Below are 20,137 nucleotides of genomic sequence, written 5' to 3' on the forward strand. Positions count from 1 at the left end.
CTACTTAACAGTTAAAATACTTAAGCTAGAACATAATTGGTCTTAATTTTTACTTTATTGATGTATTCACTGTAGGAAAATATATCTTAAATTAACTAGCAGTCTTCAACTAATACCCTAAATATTTCCTCAGAGTAAATATACGACTTAGCAAAGAAATCAACTACTTTAAGACAATATTTAGGATTAGCTATTTTCAGTCAAAGGAATTACTTTTGTTTCCCTAAATTTCTTACCCGTAAATCTAGATAAACTGTTCGCCAAAACCTATTAGCAACAATGGTGTTGGCAATTATGTTGGGTAGGTGCGCGTAGGTAAAATTCCCTTTGGTAAAAGTTTTTTGGGGAAGCGATCGCACAATGACTGCCAAATGTAACGGTTTGCAACGTATAATGAGAATCAACAAAACCATTAAGAAATATTGAAGGGCATTAAGGTTAAATGCGAGTAGCGATCGCGGGTGCTGGTCTAGCAGGACTTTCCTGCGCGAAATATCTCACGGACGCAGGTCACACTCCCATTGTCTTGGAAAGCCGGGACGTATTGGGTGGGCTGGTTGCGGCGTGGAAAGACTCTGACGGCGACTGGTACGAAACCGGGTTACACGCCTTCTTTGGGGCATATCCTAATATGCTCCAATTGCTCAAAGAGTTGGGCATTGAAGACAGACTCCAGTGGAAAGAGCATACACTGATTTTCAATCAACCAGACAAGCCTGGGACACTCTCACGTTTTGATGTTCCAGATATTCCATCACCTTTCAACGTTATTGCATCGATTCTTCGCAACAAAGACATGTTGACTTGGGAGCAGAAGATTCGATTTGCAGTTGGCCTACTTCCAGCAGTGGTTCGGGGTCAAAAGTATGTTGAAGACATGGACAAGTACAGCTTCTTAGAGTGGTTGAAAAGGCAAGGTGTTGACGAGCGGGTAACTAGTGACGTTTTTATCGCCGCATGTAAAGCCCTCACCTTTATCAACCCTGATGAAGTTTCGGCAACGATTTTGTTAACTGCACTGAATCGCTTTCTGCAAGAACGATATGGCTCCAAAATTGCATTTTTGGATGGTTCTCCCACAGAACGTCTATGCAGCCCGATCGTAGATTACATCACAGAACGCGGTGGAGAAGTGCGATTGAATGCCCCCTTAAAAGAGATTTTGCTCAACGCCGATGGCACGGTGAAAGCATACTTGATTCGAGGGTTAAATGGTGCAGAAGATGAAGTTTTTACGGCTGATGCCTATGTATCTGCCATGTCAGTTGATCCTTTAAAGGTCATGTTGCCTAAATCTTGGAAGCAAATGGAGTTTTTCCAGAAGCTAGAAGGTTTGGAAGGAGTACCAGTGATTAACCTGCATCTGTGGTTTGACCGGAAACTTACAGAAATTGATCACTTGCTTTTTTCGCGATCGCCCCTCCTAAGCGTTTATGCTGATATGAGCAATACCTGCCGTGAATACGCCAACCCCAATCGCTCAATGCTGGAATTAGTTCTAGCTCCGGCAAAAGATTGGATTGCCAAATCTGATGAGGAGATTGTGGCTGCAACGATTGCCGAGTTAGAAAAACTTTTCCCCGACCACTTTGGGGGAGACAATCCAGCAACATTGCTGAAATCTCATGTGGTGAAAACGCCGCGTTCAGTTTACAAAGCGACCCCTGGTCGTCAACAGTACCGTCCCGCACAAGTTACGCCCATTGCCAACTTCTATCTCGCCGGAAGTTATACCATGCAACGCTACTTAGGCAGTATGGAAGGTGCCGTACTTTCTGGTAAGCTGACAGCGCAGGCAATTTCTGAGGCTCTCCCGGTAGCAAATTCCTCAAACCTGCAAACGCTCACCCGACCGCCCGCAACGAATGCTGCAACTGCCTGATTCCCCCCCGCGCATGAAAACGCTGGTCTCTGTAGACGAGTCCTACAAACTTTGTCGGGATCTCACAGCAAAGTATGCCAAGACTTTTTACCTGGGTACTTTGCTCATGAGTCCGGTAAAACGTCAATCTATTTGGTCAATTTATGCTTGGTGTCGCCGTACAGATGAATTGGTGGATGGGCCCGCATCTGCTATTACCACGCCAGAAACCCTAGACCTATGGGAACAGCAGCTGGAATCGATTTTTGCGGGACGCCCATTAGAAAATTACGATGTCGCTTTAGTTGATACCCTCCAGCGCTTTCCGATGGACATTCAGCCCTTTCGGGATATGATTGCCGGTCAACGTATGGACTTATATCGCAGTCGTTATGAAACCTTTGAGGACTTATACCTCTACTGTTACCGCGTTGCTGGCACTGTTGGCTTAATGTCAACAGAAGTCATGGGTGTGGATAGCACCATATACACCGCTCCGTGGCATCAGAACAAACAACCATATCTTCCCACAGAAGAAGCGATCGCTCTGGGAATTGCCAATCAACTCACTAACATCCTGCGGGATGTGGGAGAAGATGCCAAACGGGGGCGGATCTACATTCCCCTTGAGGACTTGGAAAAATTCAACTACACCGAGCAAGACTTCTTCAAAGGTGTGGTAGATGATCGTTGGCGGGCGCTGATGCGCTTTCAAATCGATCGGGCCCGCCAATTCTATAGCACATCCGATCAGGGAATTACTTATTTAGCATCCGACGCCCGTTGGCCTGTATGGGCAGCATCAATGCTGTACGGTCAGATTTTGGAGGTGATTGAACGCAACGATTATGATGTGTTCAGTCAGCGCGCTTACGTTCCCCAGTGGAAAAAGTTACGCACTTTGCCCTTAGCTTGGATGCGATCGCAAGTCCTTTGAGAAATTAGTCATTTGTCGTTCCCGAAGACAAATGACTATTGACTCTTAAAAGCAAGTCTGGTAACATTGATATTCGTGAGTCATGGAGAGGTGGCTGAGTGGTCGAAAGCGGCAGATTGCTAATCTGTTGTACGGCAGGCAACTCCGTACCGAGGGTTCGAATCCCTCCCTCTCCGTTTTCCAGCCTTTAATACACAGAGCATATGCTGTGTATAACACTAATACTAGTGTAGTGGTAAATATTTCTACTCCCAAAGATGGATGATATGATTTATCCTTTGGAGTCCTGATAAGATCCAGCTAAGTTTGAATCTTACTTTTAGGCTCCTAGATATCTGAGGAGTGAAATATACTTATGAGAAAAATTAGCGCTGCCTTAACCTTCAGTATAGCTACCCTAGCAACTGGGTTCCTAGTTGGGGCTTGTGGTGATACCAGTACCCCCAATAGCACAGCTACCAACGGAAGTACTGCTACCCCAGCGGCAAACTCAACTACTACAAGCACTGGTAAAGGGCTAAAAATTGGTTCCCTGCTACCAACAACAGGCGACTTGGCTTCTGTGGGACAACAGATGCTAGGTTCTGTCCCTTTACTCGTCGATACAGTCAATGCTTGCGGTGGGGTAAATGGCGAACCTGTTACCTTGGTGCAAGTAGACGACCAAACCGACCCCAAAGCTGGTGCTGCTGGTATGACCAAACTAGCAACTTTAGATAAAGTTGCAGGTGTAGTTGGTTCCTTTGCCAGTAGCGTTTCTAGTGCAGCAGTCTCCATTGCAACGCCGAATAAAGTTATGCTGGTTTCCCCAGGGAGTACCAGTCCTGTGTTTACCGAAAAGTCCCAAAAAGGCGACTTTAAAGGTTTTTGGGCGCGTACCGCTCCCCCCGATACCTACCAAGCACTAGCATTAGCCCAACTTGCCAATAAAAAAGGTTTCAAACGAATTTCTACAGTCGTGATTAATAACGATTATGGCGTAGGCTTTGAAAAAGCATTTGTGCAAACTTTTGAAAAATTGGGTGGAACCATCGTTAATAAAGATAAGCCTGTCCGCTACGACCCGAAAGCCCAGACATTTGATACAGAAGCGGCTGCTGCTTTTGCTGGGAAGCCAGATGCAGTCCTGGCTGTACTGTACGCTGAAACTGGCAGTCTGTTCTTGAAAGCCGCCTATCAGCAAGGTGTAGCTAAGGGAGTGCAGATTCTGCTTACAGATGGAGTAAAATCACCCACTTTCCCAGAACAAGTTGGCAAAGGCAGTGATGGTAAATATATTTTAACTGGTGCGATCGGTACAGTACCCGGTTCCGATGGTAAAGCACTAGAAGCTTTCAACAAGTTATGGAAAGATAAAAAGGGTGGTGCGCCAGGGGAATATGCTCCTCAAGCTTGGGATGCGGCTGCCTTATTGACGTTGGCAGCGCAAGCTGCTAAGGAAAATACAGGCGTTGGCGTAGCCAGCAAAATTCGTGAAGTTGCGAATGGGCCTGGCACAGAAGTTACCGATGTCTGCGAGGGGCTAAAGTTGCTTAAAGAGGGTCAAGATATCAACTACCAAGGTGCCAGCGGCAACGTAGATGTTGATGCTAACGGTGATGTTGTTGGTGTATATGATGTATGGACGGTAGGAGACGATGGTCAAATCAAGGTAATTGACAAAGTTACCCCTAAATAGAAAGTTAGGAGTTGTGAGTTATGAATTTAATCTTAATAACTCCTAACTCCTAACTCCTAACTCCTAAAACCCACTGAAGTTGTAACCAACTCCTAACAACAAGCCTATATCAGTTTCATTAAAAAATCCGGCATTCACAGCAGCCGTTGCTGTGAATTGAGGAGTTAGAGGCACATCAATGCCACCAGATACTAAAAAGGCAAATTGCGAATCATCACCAGTTTTGTAAGCTGCACCTACTCCGACGTAAGGTGCAATTGGTAATGGTTCGCTAAAAGCATCTGCTGATTGGAAAGTAAAATCGTAGGTGATAGGAAGTAAAACTGTGGTGTTGTCCCCAAATACGGCTGAGGGTCGCACAGATATAGAATTTGTCAGTCCGATTTTGCTGACTACCGCGAAATTACCATCGCCCAAAGATGAGTCTCCACCACTCAAACCAATGTTAGCAGCAACGCCAATATAACTGCTGCCACCAGCAGTAGTTCTACCTAAATCAATATCCGATTGCGCTACCTTGGTAGCAGATGGTTGAGGAGTAGTTTGAGAAGTCGGTTCTACAAACTCAGAGGTGAGCGTCGCAGATGAGGTTGCCACTGTACCTGGAATGGGTGTAAGCGTTACACTAGCGTTTTCCTGTATCGCAGCGTTGGGCAGTTGCTGTACACTAGTTAAATTTGTTACTGTAAGTGTTTCAGTTGTTTCTGTAGAGAAATTTTGACTTGCAGTGTCTAGTTCTGTACTAAACTCGTTGGGAGACGCTACGGTTGTGGAAGGGTCGGTTAATGCCTGACTGCTCACCTTGTCCACTGTCTGGGCACTTGCAGATAAGCCACTACTCAGGACTGTGAGAGCAGCTATACTTGGTAACCAAAAAACACCTTTAAGAAAAATAGTATTCACGTTCACTCCTAAAACAATATTGCCGCGAGAAATAAAGGTTTTTGTTGACATAAATCAACGAAATCGCGCAATACTCAAAATTTAACACCAAAAAATCGGTTTTTCCATTTTGACTTTGCTGGTATCTACTTTGCTGGTATCTAGTTAATATTTACTAGCAAAAAATTAAATATCATATCCTAAATATCTGGAATTTGACAGATGACAAAAATTATATTGGCTTTCAGCAAAGAGTCTATTTGTTGAAAAGGTTATCAAAATTGCGAAAAATTTTCCCAAAAAAATTAGTCTACGTCAACATCCAGTTTTCTTAGTCTTTGTGCCAACTGTTCACCACATTAGCTTGAATCTGGTAGGGTGTAGATGTTAGTCCTAACGCACTGAAAATCTTGCATGGTGCGTTAGCCTATGCGATAACACACCCTTAGGAGAATTCCAGACAGCGACGAGTACAGGAGAAAGGCTTCCCATAGGCTATGCTCTATTTACGCCATGCTGTACTATAAATTGCGCTTTGTAACAAAAAAAGTTGATTGTAAAGTGATATTACGAAGCTTGCAAAAATATTTAGAAATTGTCTACAAAGCAAACATGGTTCTAAGGTAGAACCTATTAGGAGAGACTTGAGGCAAATGTGATGAGCGGAAATAATATTCAAAAGTATCGGTTTGTCTGTACCCTGACTTTCGGTGATATCTACGGTCAAATAATTGTTTGGTTGATTACAATTACCCTAAGTTTGGCATCAGCTTTGGCGCTGATGGGTGCCAAGCGCCCCGTATACGCTTTAGCAACAGCGGGTCTGGTCGTTCTGCTATCACTACCTTTCTTGTTGTTTGCGTTTGTCACTACCTTGTTAAATCATATTGAAGTCACTCCTGTAGGGCCTGGAACCAAAATGGAACCCATACCAGGTAATGTGTCTCAGCAACAACCTGCACAAGCAACTAGCTAAAGAGTTACAAATTAGGAGTTAGGAGTTATAAGTGAAGACCCAACTCTTCATTTTTAACTTTTCACTCGTAATTTAAAAATTTGTAATATTATCCCTGTCTATAGGCAGGGAATTTTTTTGTAGAGACGCGATCGCAATTCCTCTAACTACCTGATTAATCACCTCTCTACAATAGAACAGCAGGGGTTTGCAATCAGGGGCTAATTATGCTGGAACACGATGTGATTATTGTCGGGGGTGGATTGGCGGGATGTCGCGCTGCTGTGGAAATTGCCCGCACTGACCCTAATTTAAATATTGCTGTGGTTGCCAAAACCCATCCAATTCGTTCCCACTCAGTGGCGGCTCAAGGTGGTATGGCTGCGTCGCTGAAAAATGTTGATTCAGAAGATACTTGGAAAGCACATGCCTTTGATACTGTCAAGGGTTCTGATTACTTGGCAGACCAAGACGCTGTAGCAATTCTCACCCAAGAAGCGCCAGATGTGGTGATTGACTTGGAACACATGGGCGTTTTGTTCTCTCGCTTACCCGATGGGCGCATTGCCCAACGGGCTTTTGGCGGACATTCCCACAACCGGACTTGCTACGCCGCTGACAAGACGGGTCACGCGATTTTGCACGAATTGGTCAACAACCTGCGGCGTTATGGGGTGCAAGTTTATGAAGAGTGGTATGTGATGCGTCTCATTTTGGAAGAAAATGAGGCAAAAGGTGTAGTGATGTTCCATCTTTTGGATGGACATATAGAGGTAGTGCGGGCTAAGGCAGTGATGTTTGCCACAGGGGGCTATGGTCGCGTTTATAACACCACCTCTAATGATTACGCTTCTTCGGGTGATGGTTTGGCAATGACTGCGATCGCAGGTTTGCCCCTCGAAGATATGGAATTTGTCCAATTTCATCCCACTGGCTTATATCCTGTAGGGGTGCTGATTTCGGAAGCGGTACGGGGAGAAGGGGCGTATCTAATTAATAGTGAAGGCGATCGCTTTATGGCGAACTACGCACCCAGTCGTATGGAACTGGCTCCTCGTGATATTACCTCACGAGCGATCGCTTACGAAATTCGCGCCGGACGTGGCATTCATCTTGATGGAACTGCTGGTGGCCCCTTTGTCTATTTGGATCTACGCCATATGGGCAAAGAAAAAATTATGAGTCGCGTCCCCTTCTGTTGGGAAGAAGCACACCGTTTGGTGGGTGTTGATGCGGTAACTCAACCTATGCCAGTCCGTCCGACAATTCACTATTGTATGGGTGGTATTCCAGTTAATACTGATGGTCAAGTCCGCAGTAGTGGTGATGGTTTAGTTGATGCCTTCTTTGCTGCTGGCGAAACATCTTGTGTTTCCGTGCATGGTGCTAATCGCTTGGGGAGTAATTCTCTGCTGGAATGTGTCGTTTATGGCAAGAGAACTGGGGCTGCGATCGCGCAATTTGTGCAAAAACGTAAGTTGCCCTCTGTAGATGAGCAACGATATGTAACGGAAGCCCAGCAACAAATCCAAGCTTTGCTAGAACAACCAGGACAGTATCGCATTAACCAAGTTCGTCAAGCCTTCCAGGATTGTATGACCGAGTACTGCGGTGTTTTCCGCACTGAGGCATTAATGAGTGAAGGGTTACACAAATTAGAAGAAATACAAAAGCAATATCCACAAATTTATTTAGATGACAAAGGCAGTTGCTGGAATACGGAACTTGTGGAAGCTTTGGAATTGCGAAGTTTGATGATAGTGGGACAGACTATTTTGGCATCAGCTTTAAATCGCCAAGAGAGTCGTGGCGCTCATTTCCGTGAAGATTATTCCGAGCGAGATGATACCAACTTTCTAAAACACACAATGGCTTACTATTCACCAGCAGGAATTGATATTCAATATCGACCGGTGGCGATTACTATGTTTGAGCCAAAAGAGCGGAAGTATTAGCCAAAAGAAATTTATATGGAAAATCGAGGGGACTACAAAAATTTTGTCCACCTCGATTAAAAATATGAAATGATTAAGTTATCAATCAGAACCTAATTGTTTCTGAATCACAGCTATTATCTTTTCTTCCCAAGCCGGATCGTTTAATTGTATTGCAGCATCATGATTACGAGATTTTCGTCTATCCATATAAGCATAAAAGGCTTCCTTATCATCCTTGTGGGTAAGAAAGTAGCTCTTTAGCTCTTGGTCGCTCATTGCTGTATAGTTTACCTGATTCATAGTTCTATACTACATTCATGGTTCTATACTACCATCTGGCTTAATTTCTAGCTCTATTCCTTCATCTTGCCCAGCTAATATAAATATATTGAGCGATCGTTCATCTAATCGCACGATATGAATTGGCTGAAACATCACATTTGTAAGTTGATGGCAAAGTCTATATAAGGATTGTAGCTGTTCTACTCTTGGTTGTAGCTCGTCCATGAATATTTATTTTTATAATTTTATATGTAACAGATTTAATTATGTAAACTTATCCAGCGATGCTCTTATAGTTGTGATTCTCACATCCTATTTAGCATTCCAAATGAACTTCCCCTTCTCACCGGGATACGCTGCTCCCTCTTTGTCACGCCACTCGAAGTATATTTCAATTGGCATTTTCAAATTCTTCATTAAGTGCAAAGAGTTACGCAAAGCAAGATTTGAATCTACACCTTGTATAGAAATGTTTACCTCTGGCAAGTAGTGAAAACCAGAATTAATTTTTTCACCCTTAACAACATGGGCAAGGGTTAGCTTCATGAGTTCCTCTACAGACAATCCTTGTCGAATAGCAATTTCGTGTGCTGCATCGACGATTTTGTTCCAGTTCGGTTGATGAATTTCCTGGCTACCAATGACGGCTCGAAGCACTCTGGTATGGTGCAAATTGCTTGGAGTATCAGGTTCAAGAACTCTATAATTCTCGGTTTCAGAAACTTGCTGAGGCTGGTAACGTGCCTCATATTCATTCAATAACTTCTCAATAACAGTGATGGGTGTATCCTCGAAAGGCACAGCCAGGGCTTGGAGCCTCTTGTAAATGGGATCAGGTATTCTGATAACTGGCATCATTATATATCCTTGTGTATTTATTCTCTCTATATTTATATGTAACATAAATATATTTATAATACTAGTTACTTTCTAGAATGATGGCTCACTGGTGTGAGATTCTAGAGACAGTCAATGGAGGCTAAATATAATGGAACAACATCACAAGCCAACGGTTATAATCACAGGTGCCTCTTCAGGAGTCGGTTTGTACGCTGCCAAGGCTCTTGTTGAAAGAGGATGGTATGTAGTGATGGCTTGTAGGGATATAGCGAAGGCTCAACTTGCAGCCCAATCTGTGGGAATCCCGCATCAGGGTAGCTACACCATCATGCATATCGACCTTGGCTCTTTGGAAAGCGTTCGACAATTTGTGAATAACTTTCGAGCAAGCGGCAACTCCCTAGATGCTTTGGTGTGCAACGCCGCAATTTATATGCCCTTAATAAAGGAACCTTTACGCAGTCCAGAAGGTTACGAGTTAACTGTCACCACAAATCACCTCGGACATTTCCTTTTGTGCAACCTTTTGCTTGAGGATCTAAAGAAGTCATCTTCAGAGCCAAGGCTCGTCATTTTAGGAACAGTTACCCACAATCCAGATGAATTGGGCGGTAAGATTCCGCCGCGTCCAGATTTGGGCGATTTGCAAGGCTTTGCAGAAGGATTTAAAGAGCCAATCTCGATGATTGATGGCAAGAAATTTGAACCCGTCAAAGCTTACAAGGACAGCAAAGTTTGCAATGTGCTGACCATGAGGGAACTGCATCGGCGCTATCATGAGTCAACCGGTATCGCCTTCAGCTCTCTTTATCCAGGATGTGTTGCAGAAACGCCGCTATTCCGAAACCACTATCCCCTATTTCAGAAAATCTTCCCTTTATTCCAGAAGTACATCACTGGGGGATACGTGTCTCAGGAGTTGGCGGGAGAACGAGTTGCTGCGGTAGTTGCCGATCCTGAATACAATCAATCTGGTGCTTACTGGAGCTGGGGAAATCGTCAGAAGAAAGATGGCAAGTCCTTTGTTCAAAAGGTTTCTCCTCAAGCCCGCGATGATGAAAAAGGCGATCGCATGTGGGAACTAAGTGCAAAGTTGGTTGGACTGGCATGATGCGACAGGATTTGGCGTTACCTTTGTGCATGATTCATCGATTTATCGATCCACTTTTTTGAATCGATATTATGTGCAGGAAACCGATGCTTGAGGTGATTATTAAGTCACCTCTGACTTTATTGATAGCTGTATTTAACTACCACTTCTTCTTGTAAGCTATAACTCTGACATAAACCTCAGTCAAAGCAAAGAAGATTGCATGATAAATTATAACTGGTAAAAAAAGTGCACTTTATAGGATAATTACAAATTATGATGACGTTAATTTGCCACTGTTGCACTTAGTGTTTTAGAGGATGTTTTAAAATTGCTAAATCCTGTATCCAAAAGTTTAGATGCTTCTCAGCCCTGCTTTTTACTGAAGACTTTTAGAAGGTTATTCCCCCTTTTTAAGGCTTGATCGAGGTTATCTTTATTTAACTGGATACTTGACTGTTAATGCACTGACACGAACCCTATAAAATTCTGCTGCTTTCTGCTTGTTCATAAAAATACCGCCAAATTTCACAAAATCCTAACTATGCACATCTTGATATATAGCTATATTGCAGTGCTTACTAGATTAAAGATAATTGGCTTTATATAAAGAAACTTGAAGAAGAATTCAGACTCAATTATTGGAAGATTCAGACCCACCATTGAAGTCCACTAAAGTGAATATTTAGTTGGGTTGAAAACGCCCTAATTTATTCCCCAGTTGCTTAACCTTCTTCTGAATTATGGCCGCTGATTCCTGAATTGTTTCTTGATAAAATTCAACATCTTTACTGAGGCTGTTTAATTTTAAAAAAGCGAAGCTAGGAGATTCAGCGACCTCATCTTTGCAAGCAAGAAAGCGGAGGATTCAGCGATCGCATCTTTGCATGTAAGAAAAATAGCGATCGCACTTAGAGCATCAACCAACGCCTGATTTCGCTTGTGATTCTGTAATCTAAAGGTTTAAGGAAAAACGGTTATGGCAGCAGAAGAAGCATCGATTAACCTCATAAAAGATATAAACACCAGTGGAGTTTCCTCTAACCCGAACTCTCTGACCAATGTCAACGGCACACTGTACTTCAGTGCCATCGACAGTAGTGGTGGTTCTGAACTGTGGAAGAGTGATGGCACCGAGGCTGGTACTGTCCGCGTTAAGGATATCTTCTCTGGCACAGGTAGCTCTTATGCGAACTCTCTGACCAATGTCAACGGCACGCTGTACTTCAGTGCTACTGACAGTAGTGGGGGCAATGAACTGTGGAAAAGTGATGGCACCGAAGCTGGTACTGTCCGCGTCAAGGATATCTTCTCTGGCATAGGTAGCTCTAACCCGCAAAATCTGACCAATATCAACGGCACACTGTACTTCGTTGCCACCGACAGCAGTGGTGGTCGGGAACTGTGGAAGAGTGATGGCACCGAAGCTGGTACTGTCCGCGTCCAGGATATCTTCTCTGGCATAGGTAGCTCTAACCCGCAAAATCTGATCAATGTCAACGGTACGCTGTACTTCAGTGCCATCGACAGCAGTGGAGGTCGGGAACTGTGGAAAAGTGATGGCACCGAGGCTGGTACTATCCGCGTCAAGGATATCTTCTCTGGCACGGGTAGCTCTTATCCGCAAAATCTGACCAATGTCAATGACACCCTGTACTTCGTTGCCACCGACAGCAGTGGTGGCTCTGAACTGTGGAAGAGTGATGGCACTGAAGCTGGTACTATCCGCGTCAAGGATATCTTCTCTGGCATAGGTAGCTCTAACCCGCAAAATCTGACCAATGTCAACGGTACGCTGTACTTCAGTGCTACTGACAGCAGTGGGGCCAATGAACTGTGGAAGAGTGATGGCACTGAAGCTGGTACTGTCCGCGTCAAGAATATCTTCTCTGGCATAGGTAGTTCTTACGCGAACTCTCTGACTAATGTCGATGGCACACTGTACTTCAGTGCCATCGACAGCAGTGGAGGTCGGGAACTGTGGAAGAGTGATGGCACTGAAGCTGGTACTATCCGTGTCAAGGATATCTTCTCTGGCACGGGTAGCTCTTATCCGCAAAATCTGACCAATGTCAATGGCACCTTGTACTTCAGTGCTACCGACAGTAGTGGAGGCAATGAACTGTGGAAGAGTGATGGCACTGAAGCTGGTACTGTCCGCGTCAAGGATATCTTCTCTGGCACAGGTAGCTCCAACCCGAACTCTCTGACCAATGTCGATGGCACCCTGTACTTTAGAGCCACTGACAGCAGCGGTGGCTCTGAACTGTGGAAGAGTGATGGCACCGAAACTGGTACTATCCGCGTCAAGGATATTAATACTGCTACACTCTCCTCTGACCCGTATTTTCTGACCAATGTCAATGGCACCCTGTACTTCAGAGCCACCGACAGTATTGGGGGCAATGAATTGTGGAAGAGTGATGGCACCGAGGCTGGTACTGTCAGTGTTAAGGATATCTTCTCTGGCACAGGTAGCTCTAACCCGCAAAATCTGACCAATGTCAACGACACCCTGTACTTCGTTGCCACCGACAGCAGTGGTGGTCGGGAACTGTGGAAGTGTGATGGCACCGAGGCTGGTACTGTCAGTGTTAAGGATATCTTCTCTGGCATGGGTAGCTCTGACCCGAACTTTCTGACCAATGTCAACGGCACGCTGTACTTCGTTGCCACTGACAGCAGTGGGGGTCGGGAACTGTGGAAGAGTGATGGCACCGAAACTGGTACTGTCCATGTCAAGGATATCGTCTCTGGCACGGGTAGCTCTAACCCGCAAAATCTGACCAATGTCAACGACACCTTATACTTCAGTGCTACCGACAGCAGTGGGGGTCGGGAACTGTGGAAGAGTGATGGTACTGAAGCTGGTACTGTCCGTGTTAAGGATATCTTCTCTGGTACGGGTAGCTCTCATCCGCAAAATCTGACCAATGTCAACGGTACTCTGTACTTCGTTGCCTATGACAACATTGCGGGCAATGAACTGTGGAAGAGTGATGGCACCGAAGCTGGTACTGTCCGCGTTAAGGATATCTTCTCTGGCACGGGTAGCTCTAAACCGCAAAATCTGACCAATGTCAACGGCACTCTGTATTTCAGTGCCACCGACAGCAGTGGAGACAATGAACTGTGGAAGAGTGATGGCACCGAAGCTGGTACTGTCCGTGTTAAGGATATCTTCTCTGGTATGGCTAGCTCTAACCCGCAAAATCTGACCAATGTCAACGGTACTCTGTACTTCATTGCCTATGACAACATTGCGGGCAATGAACTGTGGAAGAGTGATGGCACTGAAGATGGTACTCTCCGTGTTAAGGATATCTTCTCTGGCACAGGTAGCTCTAACTCGCAAAATCTAACCAATGTCAACGGCACCCTTTATTTCAGTGCCAACGACAGCAGTGGGGGCAATGAATTGTGGAAGAGTGATGGCACCGAAGCTGGTACTGTCTGCGTCCAGGATATCTTCTCTGGCACGGCTAGCTCTAACCCTAACAACCTAACTTACATCAATGGCAAACTCTACTTTTTTGCTGACAACGGGAACACTGGGCAAGAACTTTTTCAGCTTGACCTGAACAGTACTCCCACTGGTCTGAGCCTGAGTGCCACCAGTGTTAACGAGAATGTTCCTGCCAACACAGTAATTGGCAACTTTAGCACTGCTGACGCTGATATAGACAATACCCACACATATACCCTCGTTTCAGGTACAGACAGCACCGATAACAGCGCCTTCACAATTGTAGGTAACGAGTTACAAATCAACGTTTTACCTGACTACGAAACCAAGAATAGCTACAACATCCGTTTACGCACTACAGATCAAGGTGGCTTATTCTACGAAAAAGCGATCACGATCGCAGTCAACAATGCTAATGATGGCCCAACACTGGAAAATACCATTGCCGACCAAACGGCAACAGAAGACACCACCTTCAACTTCACCCTACCAGCAAATACCTTCGTGGATGTAGATGCGGGAGATAACCTCAGTTATAGCGCCACCCTGGAAAATGGTGACCCAATCCCCAGTTGGTTGACGTTAAACGGCATTACTTTCAGTGGTACTCCCACAAATGAAAACGTTGGCAGCCTCAACATCAAAGTTATTGCTAGTGATGAAACGACAAGTGTCAGCGATGTTTTTGCACTGACAGTGGTTAATAGCAACGATGTATTCACTGGTGGAACTGGTCAAGATAGCTTCAACCTGACTTATCCCCTCACTGGAGGCTATGATATCATCGTTGATTTTACTGTTGGAGATGATACTCTCTTTGTTTCCAAGGCAGAATTTGGACTGGGGCAATCTCAGGATACGACACTTGATTCGAGCTTATTCCTTCTTGGGACTAGTGCGACAACCGCAGGCGATCGCTTCATCTATGATCAAACTACCGGTAACCTATTCTTTGATCAAGATGGAGTTGGTGGTACAGCACAAGTTCAAATAGCCCAGTTCTCGAATCAGGCAATGCTTAGTAGTGCAAATATTACTGTGATTGCCTAACGAAAGCTATATAGCAAGCATTGGTAAATTACCCAGTTAGGTAGAAGCATTTAAGGATTCAGATATAAGTTGGGTTTCGCTGTTGCTCTCCATTCCCAACTATTGACTTCTACCTTTAGTAAATATACAATCACGTTTACGTAGAAGGGGAGTAGCTGCTGGCAAAACAATAAAAGCCAGTACGTCTGAATCAACATACTGGCGATGAGCCTGGTTCAGGTGGCAAATAATCAAATATTTGAAAGCGAGACCTTCACTAAGTTCACACCGAAAAGTGTAAACTTGGTGAGGTCTTTTGGTTCTCATCAAGCTTCACATCGGTAAAGGATTATTCAGGAGCTTGAGAGAGTGTTAACAGCTTTTACCGCAGGTTTATTATTAATAACAGTTTCAGAACTAGGGGATAAAACATTTTTTATTGCTGTAATTTTGGCAATGCACCACTCGCGGCGGCTGGTATTTATAGGTGTGACAGCTGCTTTAGCCGCAATGACAATCCTTTCGGTGCTATTTGGACAAGCTGCGTCTTTGTTGCCAAAAGTTTATATTCATTACGCCGAAATCGTTTTGTTTCTCGCCTTTGGTATCAAGCTGTTATATGACGCTAGTAAGATGTCTGCTGCTTGTGATACAGAAGTTATGGAAGAGGCCGAAGCTGCGGTAAAAAAAGCAGATTTGGAGTTACCAAAGCAAAAGACTTCATTGGCAATTATCATAGAAGCCTTTGTGTTGACATTTATGGCAGAGTGGGGCGATCGCACGCAAATTGCCACCATTGCCCTAGCAGCAGGTAATAATCCCATTGGAGTAACAATAGGTGCAATTTTAGGACATGCCATTTGTGCTGCGATCGCAGTTATTGGCGGTAAAATGATTGCCGGACGCATTTCTGAGCGTCAACTCACCCTGATTGGCGGATGCCTGTTTTTGGTCTTTGGTGTCCTTGCTGCTATTGAAGGAGTGTGAGGGGATGAGGGGATTAGGGGAAAAGGAAGAGACTTATTCAATAATTACTTTTTGTCCACACTTAGTACAGACGCAATTAATCGCGTCTCTCCCTACTCCCCATTACTTAGGCGTACTTTCCAATGAAGGCGCGGGAGATACAGCAGGATTAGGCGTAGGAGAAGCCGTTGCTGCGTTCTTAATTTCATCTTTGTACTGAGCAGGTGCTAAAGCTGCGGCACTATCAAACAAAAGTTTTGCATCTGCGTCTTTACCCTGTTGTTTTAGGAGCATCGCTTTTGCCACAACGGGGCGAAAATCCTTAGGATCTTTCTTAATTGCCTGGTCATATACAGAGCTAGCTTGAGGGTAGCGTTTCTGGGAAGCGTGAACAGAACCTAACAGCACCTGCACGGCTACTGTATCTACACTTCCAGGCTGAATTGTATTTGCTTGGGTTGCGTTAGAGAGGGTTTCTTGCAGCAAACCAATGGCTGCTTCCGGGCGTTGTTGACTGATCAACAAAGCCACCATTCCTTGTAAAGCTTTCAAATCGCCTGGTTTTGTAGACAAAATCGAACGATAAGCTTGAGCGGCTCCTTCGCGATCGCCAATTTGCTGTTTGGCTTGAGCCAGTAGCACTGAATATTCTGACTGTTCGGGATTCAGCTTGGCTAGCTTTTCTAAAGGTTCAATGACGACTTGAATATCAGCTGGTTTAACCTCACTTTTTTCTTTTTGACTCAGTAATTGTAGCCGCGCCTGCAATAAGCCCTTGAGCGCAGTCTGATTTTCTGGTTCCCTTTGCAAAACCTGTTCATAACCCCGTACTTCGTCTTCCAGTTTTGATTTTTGGTCAGAGGAGGGCAAGCTGCCTCTGGTGCTAGCAGTATTCTGGTTTGAGGGTGGCGTATTATTAAATGCTCCAATGATCGGAAGCACTGAAACACCCACAAAAGCAAGAACTGCCAGTGCCAAGACGACTTGAACTACCCAGCGATTGCGCGGTTGAGACACAGTTTTGTCTTTCTCCTGAACTCTAATGACATTATCCTTTACACAAATCGGAAAGTTAAAAATTTCCAAAACTTTGCGGAATACCGCCAATTGCCTGTGAATTTTATAACAATTAACTATCTACACTGCTAAAGTAAGTGATGACTTTAGGAGGAGCCGTCAGAATTGTAGCTATGATATGCTTCCGAAACTAGTGTAAAGGCGCTAAATTACACGTTTAGTGTTTATACACTCAATTTAGCGCCTTTAGTATTGTATAGAGCACTCTGGTGTGATTTTGTGAAAAGCAAATATACTTTCATCAGTCGCACAAATGCTCTTTCCAGCTGCCTTTGTAAAATCCCACAATGGGATGTGTCTCCGCCGCAAGGAGTTTTTATGAATTCCGACCTGATGCCGTTGCCTGAATCCTCCAATTCTTCTGCCTCTAACCAGGGCCCAACTAAAATAGGGGCAGCCGCTAATGTTCATATAGCAGCCCAGTCCTCTAAAGTTGAAAATTCGCCTGTTAACCCCAGCGAAACTGACTCAAATGGGAACCTCGTCAATCGACAGCAACCGATTCCGCCTCCCAGTGAACCGATGCAGTACCGAGCGATCGGGTTAGTCCGGGGTCGCTATCATGCTAGCAGCGAACAATTTACTCAAGGTACGCTGCTGACTACCGATGGTGTAGAACTCAATGCCGTCCTCCTAGGCCGGATTATGAGCTTAGTCAAGAATCACCTAGATTTAGAAAAAGAACACTTGTGGGTAGTATATCCACGGACAAGACAAGAAAATGATACCTTGCACATCCAAATCGTCGGAGTTTGGGAGCCAGAAAATTTGGCTAAAAGCTCAACAGATGAAGACGAGTCAGACTTGGAGTTGCAAGAGTCACAGACACCCGATGATGGCTTATCCGAAAACTCTGAACTAAGCACAATTCCCGTAATCCCCTCATCAGAAGTTACAGATGGTGGTTTTTCTGTTCGTGGTGAGGTAGTATACCAATCTTTTGACGCTAAGAGCTTGGTAGTCAAAATTAGGCAGGCTGCACGCAAACCAACTGACAAACCCAAGTATTTTAAGTTGAAATTGAGGGGTGTGCTGACCACCAAAGCAGTAGGAAAGTTCTGGGACTTCCAAGCCAAGCGAGAAGCTGACGTTTTGATAGTAGAAAAAGCTGAGGCGATCGCTGACTTGCCCAAAAAACGCAAACCACCATTCAGAGGTGGCCCTCGTACTGGTAGTGGTGGTGCTGCTGGTGGTAGAAAACCATTCCCCCCCAGACGCAGTGGCGAAACCCCGCGTCCTATCAAGAAAACAGGCGCAGGCAGTGATACCTCTGTGGTGTCAAAACCTATACCCAAAACACCCGCTCCTAAGCCCATCAAGCGACCGAAACCAACTCAAGAGTAGGGAATTGGGCATGGGGCATGGCATGGGCAAGAGGACTTGGGGACAAGGAGAATTGGGGACAAGGGGAAAGACTTGTTTCAAGTTTTCACCGCTTGTCCCCTTGTCTCCCCTGCTCCCCCTGCTCCCTACTCCCCACTCCCCAATCTCCTTAAAAATCCGTCCGACGGTCTTGGGGTAGAAAAGATCGCTCCATCGGAATTGGAGAAACTGGTTCTGTGAGGGTAAATGTCCCTGCTTCGATCCACTTTTTCAACTCTAGGGCGACTTGCCTAGAAAAAAATAAACTCGCTAAGGGGGCAGAGCGTACAGCTTTGCCCTCAATAGTGATCCGCCCAGATTTGAGTTGGGCGTAACTCACCAAACCAAAGGTGGGACGGACGCGCCGGGGAATGGAAAAATCCACTATTGGGGCTACTAAGTCTTGATCTTGCACGGCACAGTGTTCAACTACTTGTTCATTTAATACAGGGAGTGGTACACCAACACCTAACATCAATGAGGGACCATAGCTTTTGAAGTAACAACCCCGCACCCAATGAGCATCCATTTGCTTGGCATCACCAATTAAAGCTAAAGTGGCGGAAGGACCAATCGGTGTACGATTAGCTAAACGCTTTTGTAAAGGGAAGTGCTGAGTGCCTTCCCAGGCAACATAACCAATACCACCGCCTAAAAAAATTCTTGTACCTATACCAACGAGTTGCAAATCGGGGTCGTTGAGTAAGGGCGAAATAGCACCTGGGTTAGAGTAAACAGCATTTCCCAGACGGGGTTGTAAAGGGCCGAGATAGGTGAAAAGGGGGCGATCGCCACCATTTACACCAACAATAAAATTTTGATAAAGATTGCGCGGATTAAATAAGTAAAACTGATTAATAGTTTCACTGGTAACTGTAGTTTCAAAAGTTGCTCTGGGATAACAATCTGTTACTTGTCCTTGCGCTTTTACGTGTATAGCTTTGCCAGCAATCAAATCTTCGATTACATGACCACCGCCACGTTCTCGGACTTCTTCCCCGTCCGTCGTCTCTACAGCACAACTCGCACCCAAATATAAATCTACTGCCCCAAAACCAGAGTACGCTGGCACACCATCTAACCAGCAGCGGCGAATTTTTATCGGCGGATCGGTATGTCCGAGATTGATAATTGCACCACTTGATTCCATCGGCTCAAAGGTGCCAGTGGTAATTACATCCACCTCTTTAGCAGCTTTAGTAACACCGATTTCTACAACTCGTGCTTTTAACTCTTCAGTTGTCAACACTACCGCACGTTGGCGGCTAATTTTCTCGTTAATTTCTGCAATTGTTCGCATCTTATCAGTGCTAGCGCTTCCTGCTGTCTTCCTTTTTGAAGGATATCTTGATAAATCACAGACTCTTGCATAATTTACTCTCAAAATATTTGTCGCCAATCTCTGCACGACACCTTATCACCCCAGATAGGGTTAAAATTCCAAAAAAAACAATTCAAGTATTGCAAAGTCTAAATCATATATTTTTTAGGGCAGGCACGTTACTTATGTTTGAAATATTTTTTGTGCCTACGTAAAATTACTATCAAGAAAGTCTTGCATTATCAATCAAATATATGTATGGTTAGGATTGACTAGACTTACTGGACTTAAATAATTTTATGTCAACCGAAAGAAATATGTCTGACTGTTGTAAAGCATTTTAAGCCAACTAGTCAATCGTAAACTGGGAGCAAATAGCAGATGCTAGAAGGTTTTGGGAAGGAAAAGAATTACCTAACGGTCATAAAAAGGATATTTAAACAAAAGTTAGAAG

Annotated in this window: 16 protein-coding genes and 1 tRNA gene; 10 read left to right on the forward strand and 7 right to left on the reverse strand. The window is 44.6% G+C overall.

Annotated elements, in window-relative coordinates:
- Nucleotides 1-209 precede the first annotated feature (209 nt).
- Entirely contained in the window at nt 210-413 is a 204-nt protein-coding gene (locus ACEYW6_RS01775; protein ID WP_412978380.1) for a hypothetical protein, read from the reverse strand.
- 29 nt (nt 414-442) lie between these two features.
- On the opposite strand from ACEYW6_RS01775, the gene pds reads away from it, so the two are divergent.
- The 4 genes from pds (at nt 443) to ACEYW6_RS01795 (ending at nt 4,476) form a co-directional block, all read left to right on the forward strand.
- Nucleotides 443-1,882 (forward strand): 15-cis-phytoene desaturase, encoded by a 1,440-nt coding sequence (pds, locus tag ACEYW6_RS01780; protein WP_196512875.1) that lies wholly within the window; start codon nt 443-445, stop codon nt 1,880-1,882.
- The gene (gene crtB, locus ACEYW6_RS01785) at nt 1,866-2,798 is read left to right on the forward strand and encodes a 15-cis-phytoene synthase CrtB (protein ID WP_190891065.1); all 933 of its coding nucleotides are present in this window, start codon (nt 1,866-1,868) and stop codon (nt 2,796-2,798) included. Before pds ends, crtB begins: the two co-directional genes overlap by 17 nt.
- Nucleotides 2,799-2,882: 84 nt before the next feature.
- A tRNA-Ser gene (locus ACEYW6_RS01790) sits at nt 2,883-2,974 on the forward strand.
- 179 nt (nt 2,975-3,153) lie between these two features.
- Nucleotides 3,154-4,476, forward strand: coding sequence for an ABC transporter substrate-binding protein (locus tag ACEYW6_RS01795; RefSeq protein ID WP_412978381.1), 1,323 nt, complete (start codon nt 3,154-3,156; stop codon nt 4,474-4,476).
- 63 nt (nt 4,477-4,539) lie between these two features.
- Here the strand turns inward: ACEYW6_RS01795 and ACEYW6_RS01800 are convergent, their stop codons facing one another.
- Complete coding sequence (locus ACEYW6_RS01800; RefSeq protein ID WP_412978382.1) at nt 4,540-5,430, reverse strand: hypothetical protein; 891 nt, start codon at nt 5,428-5,430, stop codon at nt 4,540-4,542.
- A 586-nt stretch (nt 5,431-6,016) separates the two neighbouring features.
- Here ACEYW6_RS01800 and ACEYW6_RS01805 point away from each other — a divergent pair.
- The gene (locus ACEYW6_RS01805; RefSeq protein ID WP_190891069.1) at nt 6,017-6,334 is read left to right on the forward strand and encodes a hypothetical protein; all 318 of its coding nucleotides are present in this window, start codon (nt 6,017-6,019) and stop codon (nt 6,332-6,334) included.
- Between the two features lie 206 nt (nt 6,335-6,540).
- On the forward strand, nt 6,541-8,268 hold the full coding sequence (locus ACEYW6_RS01810; RefSeq protein WP_412978383.1) for a succinate dehydrogenase/fumarate reductase flavoprotein subunit: 1,728 nt from the start codon (nt 6,541-6,543) through the stop codon (nt 8,266-8,268).
- An 81-nt stretch (nt 8,269-8,349) separates the two neighbouring features.
- Here ACEYW6_RS01810 and ACEYW6_RS01815 read toward each other — a convergent pair whose 3' ends face one another.
- The 3 genes from ACEYW6_RS01815 to ACEYW6_RS01825 all read right to left on the reverse strand — a co-directional run bounded on the left by ACEYW6_RS01815 (nt 8,350) and on the right by ACEYW6_RS01825 (nt 9,390).
- Nucleotides 8,350-8,550 (reverse strand): DUF6887 family protein, encoded by a 201-nt coding sequence (locus ACEYW6_RS01815; protein ID WP_412978384.1) that lies wholly within the window; start codon nt 8,548-8,550, stop codon nt 8,350-8,352.
- A gap of 15 nt (nt 8,551-8,565) precedes the next feature.
- Nucleotides 8,566-8,757: a DUF6888 family protein gene (locus ACEYW6_RS01820; protein ID WP_114084054.1), complete on the reverse strand. Its 192-nt coding sequence runs from the start codon at nt 8,755-8,757 to the stop codon at nt 8,566-8,568.
- 87 nt (nt 8,758-8,844) lie between these two features.
- On the reverse strand, nt 8,845-9,390 hold the full coding sequence (locus ACEYW6_RS01825) for a T4SS efffector SepA family protein (RefSeq protein ID WP_412978385.1): 546 nt from the start codon (nt 9,388-9,390) through the stop codon (nt 8,845-8,847).
- 130 nt (nt 9,391-9,520) lie between these two features.
- Here ACEYW6_RS01825 and ACEYW6_RS01830 point away from each other — a divergent pair, with 130 nt between their 5' ends.
- The 3 genes from ACEYW6_RS01830 (at nt 9,521) to ACEYW6_RS01840 (ending at nt 15,944) form a co-directional block, all read left to right on the forward strand.
- Entirely contained in the window at nt 9,521-10,483 is a 963-nt protein-coding gene (locus ACEYW6_RS01830; protein WP_412978386.1) for a protochlorophyllide reductase, read from the forward strand.
- A gap of 958 nt (nt 10,484-11,441) precedes the next feature.
- Entirely contained in the window at nt 11,442-14,978 is a 3,537-nt protein-coding gene (locus ACEYW6_RS01835; protein ID WP_412978387.1) for an ELWxxDGT repeat protein, read from the forward strand.
- Between the two features lie 348 nt (nt 14,979-15,326).
- Complete coding sequence (locus tag ACEYW6_RS01840) at nt 15,327-15,944, forward strand: TMEM165/GDT1 family protein (RefSeq protein ID WP_412978388.1); 618 nt, start codon at nt 15,327-15,329, stop codon at nt 15,942-15,944.
- Between the two features lie 102 nt (nt 15,945-16,046).
- On the opposite strand, the gene ACEYW6_RS01845 is transcribed toward ACEYW6_RS01840, so the two are convergent.
- Entirely contained in the window at nt 16,047-16,940 is an 894-nt protein-coding gene (locus tag ACEYW6_RS01845; protein WP_412978389.1) for a tetratricopeptide repeat protein, read from the reverse strand.
- 378 nt (nt 16,941-17,318) lie between these two features.
- On the opposite strand from ACEYW6_RS01845, the gene ACEYW6_RS01850 reads away from it, so the two are divergent.
- Entirely contained in the window at nt 17,319-18,344 is a 1,026-nt protein-coding gene (locus tag ACEYW6_RS01850) for a hypothetical protein (protein ID WP_412978390.1), read from the forward strand.
- Nucleotides 18,345-18,492: 148 nt separating this feature from the next.
- On the opposite strand, the gene ACEYW6_RS01855 is transcribed toward ACEYW6_RS01850, so the two are convergent.
- Complete coding sequence (locus tag ACEYW6_RS01855) at nt 18,493-19,662, reverse strand: homocysteine biosynthesis protein (protein ID WP_190891089.1); 1,170 nt, start codon at nt 19,660-19,662, stop codon at nt 18,493-18,495.
- Nucleotides 19,663-20,137: the final 475 nt, after the last annotated feature.

Origin of the sequence: Nostoc sp. UIC 10607 (genome assembly GCF_047228265.1) — a bacterium.
GTDB lineage: Bacteria > Cyanobacteriota > Cyanobacteriia > Cyanobacteriales > Nostocaceae > Nostoc > Nostoc foliaceum_A.